12 protein-coding genes and 1 tRNA gene are annotated in these 13,973 nt (G+C 53.0%); 8 read left to right on the forward strand and 5 right to left on the reverse strand.

Annotated elements, in window-relative coordinates:
* Positions 1–382: 382 nt before the first annotated feature.
* Positions 383–469: transfer RNA gene (locus tag ACLHIL_RS08685), tRNA-Leu, on the reverse strand.
* Between the two features lie 175 nt (positions 470–644).
* Between ACLHIL_RS08685 and ACLHIL_RS08690 the strand changes: the two genes are divergently transcribed.
* From ACLHIL_RS08690 to pknB, 6 genes are all read left to right on the forward strand, one after another.
* Positions 645–1,343: an FhaA domain-containing protein gene (locus ACLHIL_RS08690; protein ID WP_411297571.1), complete on the forward strand. Its 699-nt coding sequence runs from the start codon at positions 645–647 to the stop codon at positions 1,341–1,343.
* Positions 1,340–1,831 carry an FHA domain-containing protein gene (locus tag ACLHIL_RS08695; RefSeq protein WP_411297572.1) on the forward strand — a complete coding sequence of 164 codons (492 nt, stop codon included), beginning with the start codon at positions 1,340–1,342 and terminating at the stop codon, positions 1,829–1,831. The genes ACLHIL_RS08690 and ACLHIL_RS08695 overlap by 4 nt, the downstream gene beginning before the upstream one ends.
* Positions 1,828–3,291 (forward strand): protein phosphatase 2C domain-containing protein, encoded by a 1,464-nt coding sequence (locus ACLHIL_RS08700; protein WP_411297573.1) that lies wholly within the window; start codon positions 1,828–1,830, stop codon positions 3,289–3,291. The genes ACLHIL_RS08695 and ACLHIL_RS08700 overlap by 4 nt, the downstream gene beginning before the upstream one ends.
* A complete protein-coding gene (locus ACLHIL_RS08705; RefSeq protein ID WP_411297574.1) occupies positions 3,288–4,748 on the forward strand; it encodes an FtsW/RodA/SpoVE family cell cycle protein in 1,461 nt (486 codons plus the stop codon). Before ACLHIL_RS08700 ends, ACLHIL_RS08705 begins: the two co-directional genes overlap by 4 nt.
* Positions 4,745–6,184, forward strand: a complete 1,440-nt coding sequence (locus ACLHIL_RS08710) for a peptidoglycan D,D-transpeptidase FtsI family protein (protein WP_411297575.1) — start codon at positions 4,745–4,747, stop codon at positions 6,182–6,184. Before ACLHIL_RS08705 ends, ACLHIL_RS08710 begins: the two co-directional genes overlap by 4 nt.
* 211 nt (positions 6,185–6,395) lie before the next feature.
* On the forward strand, positions 6,396–8,246 hold the full coding sequence (gene pknB / locus ACLHIL_RS08715; protein ID WP_411297576.1) for a Stk1 family PASTA domain-containing Ser/Thr kinase: 1,851 nt from the start codon (positions 6,396–6,398) through the stop codon (positions 8,244–8,246).
* Positions 8,247–8,623: 377 nt separating this feature from the next.
* Here the strand turns inward: pknB and ACLHIL_RS08720 are convergent, their stop codons facing one another.
* Positions 8,624–8,782, reverse strand: coding sequence for a hypothetical protein (locus ACLHIL_RS08720; RefSeq protein ID WP_411297577.1), 159 nt, complete (start codon positions 8,780–8,782; stop codon positions 8,624–8,626).
* Complete coding sequence (locus tag ACLHIL_RS08725) at positions 8,783–9,697, reverse strand: class E sortase (protein ID WP_411297578.1); 915 nt, start codon at positions 9,695–9,697, stop codon at positions 8,783–8,785.
* A 213-nt stretch (positions 9,698–9,910) separates the two neighbouring features.
* Between ACLHIL_RS08725 and ACLHIL_RS08730 the strand changes: the two genes are divergently transcribed.
* Entirely contained in the window at positions 9,911–10,186 is a 276-nt protein-coding gene (locus ACLHIL_RS08730; protein ID WP_411297579.1) for a cell division protein CrgA, read from the forward strand.
* A gap of 614 nt (positions 10,187–10,800) precedes the next feature.
* On the opposite strand, the gene ACLHIL_RS08735 is transcribed toward ACLHIL_RS08730, so the two are convergent.
* A complete protein-coding gene (locus tag ACLHIL_RS08735) occupies positions 10,801–11,523 on the reverse strand; it encodes a rhomboid family intramembrane serine protease (protein ID WP_411297580.1) in 723 nt (240 codons plus the stop codon).
* Between the two features lie 53 nt (positions 11,524–11,576).
* Positions 11,577–12,098, reverse strand: coding sequence for a peptidylprolyl isomerase (locus ACLHIL_RS08740; protein WP_411297581.1), 522 nt, complete (start codon positions 12,096–12,098; stop codon positions 11,577–11,579).
* 171 nt (positions 12,099–12,269) lie between these two features.
* On the opposite strand from ACLHIL_RS08740, the gene ACLHIL_RS08745 reads away from it, so the two are divergent.
* Positions 12,270–13,175 carry a hypothetical protein gene (locus ACLHIL_RS08745; protein ID WP_411297582.1) on the forward strand — a complete coding sequence of 302 codons (906 nt, stop codon included), beginning with the start codon at positions 12,270–12,272 and terminating at the stop codon, positions 13,173–13,175.
* The last annotated feature ends 798 nt before the right edge of the window (positions 13,176–13,973 follow it).

The raw sequence follows: 13,973 nt of genomic DNA on the forward strand, positions 1-13,973 counted from the left end.
CCGCACCCCGGGCACTTAACACTCGTCATTCATAACAGAGTGCCAAACCCCTAAAACACACCAACTACAACACCCAGTTTCCCCCGCAATAACGCCAAAAAATCCCGACAAAAGCAACACAATTTGTCCGACCAATTAGTTGACTACAACCAACTAAAACCCCCACTTTCGCGCATCAACACAACGAAAAACCCGAAAAATAGCAACACATTTTGTCCTATAACCCCAAAATGTGTTGCTTGTGGGTTAGTCCCAGGTGTTGTGGTATGGGGTGGTGTGGTGGAGTTCGTTCCAGCAGATTCCCTCGCCCACAGAGTATTCCAAAACAAAAAATGAGGGCATATACCCTCATCCATAAGCCCTATCTTTACCTGATAGGAGGTGGTGCTCGAGGGGGGAGTTGAACCCCCACTCCCGAAAGGGAACACGGACCTGAACCGTGCGCGTCTGCCTATTCCGCCACTCGAGCCAGTTCGATAGCACGAACCAGTTTACACAGCAGACCCACTCGTGTCATATTCACGTCATACGCTATGGTGCGAATCGCATTTTCCCACACCATCGTTCCCAGGTACTCTGTATTCCCTCCGCAATACAGAGTACCCTAGGAGCAGATTCGACTTCGAGACACTGAAAGGATAGACATGGGCGCTTTCGATAAAATTGAACGCGGCGTCGAAAATGCCTTTGAGAACGTGTTTTCCCGCGCCTTCCGTTCCGATCTCAAACCCGTCGAATTAGCCTCGGGAATCAAGAAATCAATGGACGATCGGGCAGCAGCGGTTAGCCGTGATCGCGTTGTCGTCCCTAACGAATTCGAGATTTCCTTATCAGAATCCGATTTCGACAAGCTCACCGACTGGGGCGAAGCAGAAATTCGCGCAGAACTGACGGACATCGCCACCGAACACGCCCGCGAACAGCAATACGCCTTCCTTGGGCCGGTATCCATCACCTTCACCAAAAATGCGGAGCTGACCCGCGGGAAACTCGTTGTGCGAGGTCGTTCGCGGCGAGGCGCGGCTGCACCGGCAACAACCGGTTACGCTTCCCCAGAAAACCCCATCATTGATATTGACGGCGAGCGCTACATCCTCACGGGAACCGTCACCGTCATTGGGCGCGGATCAAACGCGGATATCACCGTTGACGATCCAGGAGTATCCCGTCAGCACCTCGAACTGCGCATTACCCCAGGCGGAGTGATCGCCACCGATTTGAACACGACGAACGGTTCATACGTCGAAGGTCATCGCATCACCGCCGCCACTTTGCTTGATGGCAACACCATCACGATAGGGCGTACCCGTATTTTATTCTGGACCACTCCGGAGTCCTCATGAGCCCACTTACTCTCACGCTACTGCGCTTCGGTTTTCTTGCGCTGCTATGGATTTTCGTTCTTTTGATCGTCATCACTATCAAGAACGACGTATTTGGCACAGCAATCCGCGACCGCGCCGCGCGTCGACCTGCACGCTCCTCGCAACGGCACAACACTCCGGCCGCGCAGCCACCTCGCCCTGCCCCCAACGCGCAACCCCACTGGCAGCTTGTGGTCAGCGCCGGTGATCTGACTGGCACCACAATCCCTTTGGGCAATTCTGCACTAACCGTCGGCCGATCTCCGGATTCTGCTCTGGTATTAGATGACGGCTTTGCTTCTGCCCGCCACGCCCGTTTCTACACCGACGGCGCCGACTGGTATATCGAGGATCTCAACTCAACTAACGGCACGTGGGTCAACAACACCCGGATCTACCAGCCTACGCGGCTTGCACCGGGAGTTCCGATCATCATTGGTAAAACGACGATGGAGCTACGCCGGTGACACTCTCGCTTCGCTATGCCGCACTATCTGACGTCGGTCTGGTTCGCTCTACGAACCAGGATGCTGGGTATGCCTCTAATAACCTCCTCGTTCTCGCCGACGGCATGGGCGGGGCTGCAGGTGGCGATATTGCCTCCTCGGTAGTCGTCGGCCATTTGGCGAGAATTGATGACATTCACCAGGCAGAAGATCTCCTCTCTCTCCTGCACACCACACTCGAAGAGGCCCATAGCGAACTTATTGAACGTGCTGAAGAACAAACTGAACTAGCTGGTTTAGGGACGACGTGCATTGCCATCTTGCGTTCCTCGAATAAATTAGCGATGGCACATATTGGGGATTCTCGGGCATACCTGCTACGGGAAAACGCCCTCATGCAAATCACCAAGGATCATACCCTCGTCCAATATCTCCTCGATCACGGAGAAATCACTGCCGAAGAAGCTGCAAATCACCCCAAACGAAACGTGATTATGCGCAATATCGGCGACACTCCAGAACCACTCGACATCGATGCCTCCTTGCGCGTCGCCATCCCTGGGGATCGCTGGCTACTGTGTTCCGACGGGCTGTTCGGCGTTGTTTCCGACGAACGAATCGCCCAGACGCTTATCGACTATCCTGACGTCGATGCATGTACCCAGGAGCTTATTGATCTCGCACTAGCTGGGGGCGCTCCAGATAACGTCACAGTTATTGTTGCCGACATCGTTGATGACGATACCGAAGAACCTCACGCTGATCGTGGTCCACTCATTGTTGGATCGGCCGCCATTGACGCCGCCAAACCAACCCGTGGCGGGCAATCTGCTGCCGCACAGGCCGCCGCATTGCGCCGATCGCACGCCGACGCGGCACCGGATAATGAGATTCAGGACGACGACGCCCCCGCACCCACCCCGCTTCGTCGAATCTGGGCGCGCCTCGGGGTGACTATCGTTATTCTTCTCGTCCTCCTCGGCGCGGGATTTGGCTCATATTCCTGGTCACAACGGCAGTATTACGTCAGTACCTCAGAGGGGTATCTTGCTATTTTCCAAGGCGTTCCTAATGATCTTGGGCCAATTAAGCTCTCCCATCTGCATACCAAGACCACCATTCGCCTGACGGATCTTGCCCCCGTGGCACAAAGCCGTCTTGATTCGCCGATTACCCGCGGATCGCTGGAAGAAGCCGAAAAAGTAATCGCAGATCTCGCCGCCCATGAACGAGATAGTAGTAAAGATCCCGCAGGAACGAACCCCGCACCGTCAAATACCCCGTCTCCGTCGGTATATCCTCCGACAGAGAATCGCCCAGGTACCACCCCTACCGGCGGTACGGCACCCAGTGGGAATACCCCCAGCGCACCAAGCGGGCTCCCCACCTCACGCGACGACGCCACGCCTCGTATCTCGCAAACGCCGCGCACTCAGCCAACAGTCCCCCCAGTCACCCAAGAAAAGGATCACGACCGATGAGCGTGGTCACGCAACAGCGCGCACGCACCGGGCGACTGCGAGAAATTGGGCTTCTCGTCATCGCCCTAGTTATCTGTGCTATCGCCTGGATCTTGGTGTATCACGCGGAAACAGAACATGCAACGAGCCCTGTTCCACCACGTTTTGCCCTCATCATGGCTCTGGTGGTCATAGCGGTCTGTATAGCCCATATCTTTATCCGACGTTGGGCGCCCTGGGCTGATCCAACCTTCTTTCCCATTGCGGTCGCATTAACCGGCCTCGGATTGGTCATGATCCACCGTATCGACTTTGCCCTAGTGGCTCGCGGAGGGGCGCCAGAGCTGACGGGGCAAGCACGGCTGGCAGTACTCGGATTGATCCTCATGGTAGCCACAGTTGGTATCCTTCGCGACCACCGTCGATTGCGCCGAGTCACCTACCTATCGCTGATCGGTGGCACATTTCTACTGCTCATGCCCATGATTCCGGGGCTGGGGCGAACGATTAATGGCGCACGAATCTGGATTCACTTCGCTGGATTTTCCTATCAGCCTGCCGAGATGGCAAAAATTCTGTTTGCAATCTTCTTTGCCGGTTACCTCGTCGTGCAGCGAGACAACCTGGCATTAGCGGGTAAGAAATTCTTTAGGATTCAGTTGCCGCGCGCTCGGCATTTTGCCCCGCTCCTCGTCGCCTGGATTGCCTGTATGGGAATCCTGATGATGGAACGCGACTTCGGCACTGCGATCCTGTTCTTTGCCTTGTTTATCGCCCTGCTCTACATCGCTACCGAACGTATCTCATGGATTATCTTCGGCGGGCTGTTAACCATCGTCGGGGTGTATGCGATTGTGCAGATTATGCCGCACATCCAGGCGCGTTTTGAAATTTGGCAGCACCCCCTGGATCCTGATATTTACAACTCTGCGTTCGGCTCTTATCAGCTCGTCCAAGGCTGGTTTGGAATGGCCTCCGGCGGCATGGTAGGCACTGGTTTTGGGCAAGGCTATCCCACAAACTCTTTCGCTGCGAACTCTGATTTCATCATCGCCTCTTTCGGGGAAGAAATCGGACTGATTGGCCTGCTCGCCATTTTGGCAATCTTCTTACTCTTCGTCTCGCGCGCCTTTAAGGTTGCCATCGATCTGCGTGATGGTTTTGGAAAACTTCTTGCTTCTGGATTGGGCTTCGTCATCGCTGTGCAATGCTTCGTCGTTGTTGGCGGAGTAACCGGCGTTATTCCATTAACTGGTTTAGCAATGCCGTTCCTGGCTTTAGGGGGATCTGCCTTGCTGACCAACTGGATTATCGTGGGATTACTCTTGCGTATGTCTGACGCGGCCCGCCGTCCGTACACTCCTACAGCTCCGCCGGTATCAAGTGGCGACTCAGGTGATCTCACCCTGACCGATCCTGCCACAGCTCCCTCACCCGAAGAAGCAGACCGGCAACCAACGGTGGTGGTATCCCGATGAATCCCCCCTTACGTAAACTCACTGCCATCGTCATCGTCATGTTTCTCACCCTCATGGCGGCGGCGACGTCACTCCAATTCTTCCGAGCAGACTCGCTCAATGCTGACGCGCGCAACGTTCGCACTCTCTACAAGCAGTACGGGATAGATCGCGGTCCGATTATCGTCGCCGGAGAAGCCATTACCGGCTCCACTGCCGTTGATTCGCCTTACCGTTACCAGCGCACCTACTCCCACGGAGAGCTATATGCGCCCATTACCGGCTATTTTTCCGTCGTGTATAACTCAATGACCGGAATGGAACGCGCTGAAAACGGGGTGCTATCCGGAAGCTCAGACGAACTTTTCGGCCAACGCCTCAACGAACTGATCTCTGGTAAAGAGCCACAAGGCGGCGGTGTTTCTCTCACAATTAATCCCCGAGCTCAACAAGCTGCCTGGGATGCGCTCGGCAACCAACGAGGTGCAGTCGTTGCTATTGAACCAGAAACCGGAAAAATTTTAGCTTTAGTTTCCAAACCCACTTTTGATCCGAATATCATCGCCTCGCATGATGTTGCCACTGCACAACAAGGCTGGAATAGCTACGAATCAGATCCCGCCCATCCGCTAGAAAATCGAGCTATCGGTGGCGATCTCTTTGCCCCTGGTTCAGTGTTTAAGCTCATCACGGCTTCGGCAATGTTGGAATCCGGGATTACCGCCGATACTTTGATCGACGCCCCCACGACCTACACCCCTCCGCAAACCGATCACAAGATCTTCAATCCTGGGCAGCGCCCCTGCGGAGATGGTTCCGGAAAAGTTCCACTACGGCAGGCGTTCTTACAATCCTGCAATACCGCATTTGCTATTGGTGGGCAACGTCTCGGGCAAGATGCCATGACGAAAATGGCAGAAGCCTACGGATTCCACACCAATTTCGAGATTCCATTGGAAACGCGAGGAGCGGTCTTTCCCAAGAATTCCTCCGAAGCAGCCTTGGCGATGGCCTCTTTCGGGCAGCAAGATGTGCGCGTCTCGCCTCTGCAAATGGCAATGGTTGCGGCAGCAATCGCAAATAACGGGGTACTTATGACCCCTTATCTCGTCGATCAAACCCTATCTGCCGATCTGGCCGTGTTATCCCAAACTGAACCACATGAATTTAGCCGTCCAATATCAGCAAAAACGGCCAGTGATATGCGCTCAATGATGATTGATGTGGTTAACCGTGGTACTGGAACACATGCTGCGTTAGGAAATGTTCAAGTTGCCGGTAAGACGGGAACAGCGGAGATTTCCCCCGAGGTAGAACCACACGCCTGGTTCGCGGGCTTCGATGCCACCGATCACCCGCGCGTGGCTGTTGCCGCATTTGTGGAAAATGGCGGCGATGGTGGCGAGGTGGCCGGCCCAGTAGCTCGCGCGGTTATTGAAGCGGTGGTGAGCCAATGAGTGGAAACCCCGCACACAGATCAGCACGTGTCATCGAATTAGCCCGTGCTATCAGGGCATATCCCCACGCATATCCGCACCAGGGCACCGCGGATCTTAACCCGTCGGCAAACTGTAACCGGATTGTAACGTTAATAGTTAGAGCTTTTCATCAGAACTGCGGCAATATGTTTAACGATGCACCCAGCATCCTAAGAGAAGGAAGAGTGGCATGGCTGAAGTACCACGCATCCTAGGAGATCGCTACGAGGTCGGTGATCTCATCGGTCGCGGCGGTATGGCACAAGTCCATCTGGGATACGATACTCGTCTATCGCGAACAGTGGCTGTGAAGGTATTGCGAACGGATCACGCAAGCGACCCGACGTTTGTTGCGCGTTTCCGGCGGGAAGCGCAGTCTGCTGCTGCTTTGAATCACCCGTCTATCGTTGCGGTCTATGATACCGGCGAAGAAACGATGACCTCAGATTCTGGGCGCACCCTATCGTTGCCGTATATCGTCATGGAATACGTTAAGGGCCGGACGGTATCTCAGCTCCTATCAAACGGGGACGCACTACCAATCGGAGAAGCCGTTCAGATCGTCGTCGGCGTGTTATCTGCTTTGGAATACTCGCATCGCGAGGGGATCGTTCACCGAGATATAAAACCTGGCAACATCATGTTGACCCCGGATGGCAAGGTCAAAGTGATGGATTTCGGGATTGCCCGAGCTATCGCCGACTCAGCCGCCACCATGACGCAGACGAACTCCGTCGTCGGTACTGCTCAGTATCTTTCACCCGAACAAGCCCGCGGTGAAGTGGTAGATGCGCGCTCAGATTTGTATTCCACCGGATGCCTGCTCTACGAACTACTAACCGGGCAGCCGCCATTCCGTGGAGATTCCGCTGTGGCAGTGGCGTATCAGCACGTCTCCCAAACTCCGGTTCCACCCGCCAATATCGCGCCCGATATCCCTGAGGATATTGCCCGCGTAGTGATGAAATCTCTGGCAAAACGCCGTGAGGATCGCTACCAAAGCGCGGGAGATATGCGAGCTGAGCTTCTTGCTGCTTACCGTGGTGAAAGCGTCTCTGCGCCGGCGGTAGGGTCGTGGCAAACGCAGGTTATTTCCGGTCCAACTCACGTCACCCCCGCTATTCCGGCAACATCCGTGACGGCAACTGCTGTTCCTCCGGCTTCCCCTGCCCTCGCGCAGCCCGCACCCGCGCCCGCGTCGGTAAAAACGGAAAGTAAAGAAGAGCCGCGCCGAAATGGCATGTACATCTTCTTGGGCATATTGTTCTTCGTGTTGGCCACGATAGGAATCATCTATGCCTACGTTTCTACTCACCACGAGCCTCCAAAGTCAGAGCCAACGGCGACGCAAATTACCGTGCCGGATATGCAAAACATGGATCAGACGCAAGTCCGGCAGACGCTGGAAAAAGCGGGACTATCTCTCGATATTGGCGATCCTGTCGAGCATGACACCATTCCCGTCGGCATTTTCGTCTCGTCAAACCCGCAGATCGGCTCCACGGTTAACGCTGGAAGCACCGTCATCGTCCATTTCTCTTCGGGTGTAGGAAAAGTAAAAGTTCCCGACGTCTCCAACGGCAACTACAACCAAGATCAAGCGAAGAAAGCTCTAGAAGACGCTGGGTTGAAAGTCGGGCGTGTGGATACGCAAGATATTCCCGGAAAGGCAAAAGACACTGTCACCTCAACAGATCCGCGTGCAGGTATTGAAGTAAGTAAGGGATCGACGGTAAATCTGGTAGTTGCTTCTGGTGAAATCATGTTGGTGGATCTGCGTGGCTTTGCCGTAAAGGACGCCGAAGCTGTGTTGCGCGATGAGCTACATATTCCAACGATTTCGATTACCGAACGGGAAACCTCGGATTATGCCCCTGGTGTCGTCTTAGAAATGACTCCTGGCCCCGGAAAAGTTCCCTATGATCAGCGCGTTGATCTCGTTGTTGCCAAAGCTCCGACACAGCCGCCAACAGATGCCTCGACGACAACGCCGAGTCCAAAGCCGACTGATAAAGATAAAGATAAAAACAAGAACGGCTGACGAGCGAACCCATAACGCTACAAACCCGCATAATGCCGTGGTTGTAGCTAGGGGTTTGCTCGGTGAATGAATTGATCTGATGGGCTGAGGACTGGGCAGCGGTAAGCAAGGTACAGGAGTATTCACTGGATGCCCTGCCACGGGTATCACATCGTCATCCAAGGCAGTCACAATCAATGCCGCCCTGCATAAGCGAAAAGACCGCAGGAATCAAGGAATTTTTTGTTACTCTCCTTCGCTATCTGGGAGAGATAACGCGAATCCAGGTGATCCCTGCGGTCTATCCGCGCCGATAATACATCCTGCTTCTCGGCGCTATACACAAGAAAGCGCTACGTTGATTATCGGCACACGTAACTGTGATAACTAGTGTTTTGCTAGTTTCCAATCGTATTGTCAACAAGTTTCGTGTTTTCCATTACCCAGGGAAAAACAAACTCGAAGAGCACATAAACCACTGCGAGGATCAAAATAAGTGCTTCAATTGCTTTGAGCCATCGCGGCCCTGGCAAAATCCGCCATAATGCTGCATACATCTACATCTCCTTCTTCGTCGCGGAGCTATCAGCAAAAAGATCTGTTAGAAAATATTTCTCGCCCAGCGCCGGCATAGAACTTGGCTGATCGAAAGAGGGCGACGAAACCCCTGCGGCACCGGAACCAGATGCGGCCGGATCGGCCAGCGGCTGCGGGATACCATCGCTTCGCTTCGTCCAATACTCGAATTCTGCATGAACAATCCAGCGTTCATTAGAAATAAACGGCGGATGGCACGTGGTAATAGTCAGTAGGCGTCGCGTCGGTTCTCCTGGGGCTGAGCCCCCGTTTTGTTGGGCGGCTAGGGCTTGGAATGGATCTGGAGCGATAGTCCAGGTCGCATCGGGAGCTACGATTTCGTGTCCAACGACACGATAAACCAAATACGCATCGGGAATCTCCACCACAATAGGATCGCCGTCTTCTAATTGGTCAACGTGCAACATGGGAGCGCCGTAGGTTTGCCGGTGCGCCGCCGTGGAGAAATTACCTACCTGGCCTGGCAGTGCCGTCTCTGCATAGTGCCCGAACGAGCCTTTATCCAAAATCTCTTCCAAGGCTGTGCCTTGCTGAATCGTGTAGGCATAGGTCAGACCAAAAGCTGGAATACGCATGACTCCGATCGTCTCCCCCTCAGCGAGAGGTTTCGTCCAGTCTGGTGGTGGCCCTGGCTGTGGCTGAGCAATCTTGGTGGTATCAACTTGACCGAATTGCTCTTGGATCTTTTCCACTGCAGCGCGTTGTTCGCGATTCGCTTCAATATCTGTCCACCACACTTGCCAGACGATAAAAAGCGTCAGTACTAAACCGATAGTGATGCACAACTCGCCGATAATCCCAATGATATTGATAAACAGGGATGGCTTTCGCCGGTCGCCATGACGGGTTGACAGGGTCGAATCGGCATGTGTCATACTTCATCCTTTGCTTAGGGATAGCCCAATATGGCCTCGATAAAATCTTACCGAAAACCGCGTGGACACCTCTCCATGAGGGACTTTGCAGTCGATACGTGCGTTAGCTTATCGCACCTGCAGGAATTGGTGGGAAAATCTGCCAGCAGCTAATTCCTGTTTTGGCTTTCTGTTGTATAGGCTTAAGACATCATTATCAGTAAAGGATGAAAGATGCCCGAGTCGAAGAAACGTAAGAAGGTCGAGCAGCGGCGTATTGCCCGCCAGCAGGCGCAGATGCGTCAGGATCAGAAAGCCCCCAAGGCGTCCCCACGCTGGTGGGTTCCCGTTATGGTGGGTTTGGCCCTGATTGGTCTGCTTATCATCGTCATTACCTACGTTAGTTCCGGACGCTATCCCATTCCTGGCTTAGAGAACGGCAATGTCAATCTCTTTATCGGTATTGGTTTCATGCTTGTCGGTTTCTTGATGACGATGGGATGGAAGTAGCTTTCTCGAGAGGAAGCATATTTCCGCAGTATAAGGCGGGTAGGGCAATCCATGCTCCTACCCGTTTGCTGTTCTTATCGTTCTTTTTTGATATTTCCTGCTGTTGTTCCTTGTTTATTTCTTGTTATTTCTTGACGCCCGGGAATAGACCTACTCACACGCTTCGTCCTATACCTCCTGCTGCACCTGCGGGATTTCCAGTTCGGCTCAGAAATGGGGAACGGGCCACTACCGCAGATTAAGCCTGACGTTTATCGCCTTAGTAACGACAAACGTTGTTAGCACGTACTGGAACGTCATATTCGGTTCTGCGGCAATCTCCTGCTTCACGTTGTTATCTGAACTGCATTGTTAGCACATGTTTTTCTAGAAGAATCCGCAAAATCACAACACATCTCAGCGGAAATAACATCCGTGTAATTTATCCCCAGGCATATCCACACCAGTGGAATAACATGCATGTAATTTTCCACAGTAGTGGATGAGTACGTGAATAACTATTGTTCTCGTCGCACAGTTCGTTCCACATCCCGATAATCTTTTCCCCAGATATCTTTCCTGGCACAGAACGTAAGATGTGGAAATCGACGAGATAGAGAAACGTTTGTGGCTAGCTAGATACGGTCTGAATACATGTACATGGGATACAGCAGTGCCGCTATAAATAAACACGCCGTCAGAACATTAACGGCAACTAAATAGCGAGGATTCTTTCGCATCACAGACGCAATACCTGCGTAGCGACGGCAGACTTTCGCTACCATAAACCACAACTCAATAATGAGAGCACCTGTAATCAAACCGCCAAGATGGGACTGCCACGATACCTGCGGCCATAACAAGCTGAATGCAATATTGATCGCGAGAACAATATAAAAGCTTTTCATGGGCACATGCCCAGCTTGAGCAACGACGATTAACGCACCAAATAAACCAAAGATCGCACCAGATGCGCCAACAATCACGTACTCCTGATTCATCAGGTAACCGATAAATGTCGCCACGACGTTTCCCGCAATTGCACTGAGGAAATATATCGTCAGGAAACGTCCCGCTCCGAACATCGGCTCGGTAATCCGCCCAATAATCCACAAGGACAGCATGTTAATCACGAGATGCCAAAATCCACTGTGGAGAAACGCTGAACTAATAAAGCGATACGGCTCGTAGTGAGCTATATACGGGTGATACGCCAAATCAATATACACCTGTGGCCAGAAATACTGCGCAATCATGACGCATACGCACGCCACAATCAGTGCGATGGTAACTGGTGGATAATCGGTAAACAGTCGGCGGGAGGATGACCCTCCCGCCGGTGAATCTATATCAGACATATAGCATCATATTGGGAATAGAATGGCTCATATAGCCGCAATAGCCCTAATGTTTAGTCGGTAACAGTAACAGAATTGATGACGATCGGCTCAACAGGACGATCCATCGGGCCAGTCTCTGCCGTAGCGATCTTATCCACAACAGCCTGAGAATCCACATCGGTAACGCGACCAAAAATCGTATGCTTACCCTGCAACCAGGTGGTAGGGGCTACCGTAATGAAGAACTGCGATCCGTTCGTTCCTCGGCCACCACGCTTACCTGCATTAGCCATAGCGAGCATATACGGCTCGGTGAAGTTCAATTCCGGAGCAATCTCATCATCAAAGACGTATCCCGGACCGCCCGTACCCGTACCCAAAGGATCGCCACCCTGGATCATGAATCCAGCGATAACGCGATGGAAGATGACACCGTCATACAGAGGCCGCGACGTCCGTTCATTCGTCTTAGGATCAAGCCACTCCCGTTTTCCGGTTGCCAGCTCAGTAAAGTTGGCTACCGTTTCCGGTGCCTCGTCGGAATACAAATCAACTGTGATATCACCATAGGTGGTGTGCAATGTTGCTTTCATGGCCCTATCTTCGCACATACTGAGAAAATATTGAGACTTTCCACAGCGTCATACGTGCTAACGGCGAAATTTATTAGATAATACGTGGCAAGGCTCTGCAATATTGTTCCACACGTGGAAAAATGGGTGTTGAGACGGATGGAACCATCCGTGAGTTTTGGAGGTATGTCAATGTCGTTTCTGTGCTGTAAGAGGAAGAGCAAGAAAGACAAGCTCATGCAAGAGGCTTCGTCTTTTGCCGATCAGGCACGCAATGCTGGTCTAAAGGTTTCAGATCGGGCGCTACAAGCTGGTAAAGCAGCTCGCACATGGGCAGCTCCACACGCTGAAATGGCGGCCGAACGTATCGTCCCGCTCGCGCAGGACGCCTACGGCAAGGCAAATAATGCTGCTCATGAAGCCTACGATCGTGCCCGTCCATACCTGAAGGACGCAGCCGATCGGGCCCGCCCCTACGTCAAGGATGCAGCCGCACGCGCGGAAGATACCGTTGGTCGTATTCGGGAAGATTACTATCCACGGGCCAAGCGAGCATTCCATGCTGCTATCGAAGAAGCCCGCAATAGCTCTGGTGATCTATCGAGCCGCACGCGTAGCATTGTCGAAGCATCTCGAAAAGAATTTGAGAAACCGACGAAGAAGCGCGGTCGCAAGCTCCTTGGCTTCGTTCTTGTTGCCGGTGCCGGTGCCGCTATTGCCTACGCCGCCTGGTCGCGTTCTAAGCCGGTGCAGGACCCGTGGGCGGAGTCCTACTGGGAAGATGTCGCCACCGCCGATGAACAGGGCGAGGAATCCCCTGTTGAGGCCGTCAAGGAAGCGGCGGATGAGGCTACTGACGCTGGAGAAGCCCGTTTGAACGAGCTAAAGGCAAAGGCACAGGATCTCGCTAAGGACGTCAAGGATACCGCGAAGGACGCCGTTAAAGACGTCAAGGATGGAGCAGAAGATCTTGCCGATAAAGCTAAAGATAAGGCTGGCGACGCCGCCGATAAGGCCAAAGACCTTGCCAATGAAGCCGTCTCGAAAGAGAAGGAAGCTGCTGAAGCGGCCGGTTTAACAACTGACGAGAAGAAGTAACTCGTCCGATAGTCGCTGCTAGGCCCACACCATTCGGTGTGGGCCTACTATCATTAACCACTACTTACGTTTACGCACCGATAAATACCACTCCGCATACACGCCTTCACGTCCAATAAAAGCAGCTTCGATTTTCAGTGAGTTTAGGGATAGATGGTGCTGCCCATGAATTAGCACTTGGATGTGCCTGCGTAGAGCAGACATCACCCTTGGTAGTTGTGGAATCGAGGATTCTATTCGAAGCCTTCGCTATTTGACAAGGTTGTTCACGGCTTCAGTGACGGAGTGCGATCGTCGAGTGTATGCCAGGGCAGGCTCGGGTTATAGAGCAGATTGTGTAAGTGGGGGTTAGTCCCAGCGGTTTGGTAGGGGCTGGTGTGGTGAAGTTGTTTTCTCGGGCAAAGCGTATTTTGTCTCTGTCGTGCCATGCTCCAGCTTCAGTTGTGGCTTTGGCTCTAATCCTCTTATATACCCTAGTTGTCGGGTGATGGAGCGTTCGGCTACGTCGTAGATCTGTTTGGCTGCATAGTGGATTAGCTGCACCGTTGTGGTTGCTGGTGTAGCACGTTCCTTGCCCGTTGGGGCGTCTGCTTTTTCTGCCAGTAAACGGGCGAACGGCTTGACCAGATAGCTGGGAGTTTATACTTCAAGTACGCTTTATGGGGAAACTAGGGTTATAGGACAAAATGTGTTGCTTGTGGGTTAGTCCCAGGTGTTGTGGTATGGGGTGGTGTGGTGGAGTTCGTTCCAGCAGATTGCGTCGCCCCAGGTGGGTATGGTGGTGTTGGCTTGTTGGTG

This window comes from Trueperella sp. LYQ143, from assembly GCF_046599595.1.
Taxonomy (GTDB): Bacteria; Actinomycetota; Actinomycetes; order Actinomycetales; family Actinomycetaceae; genus Trueperella.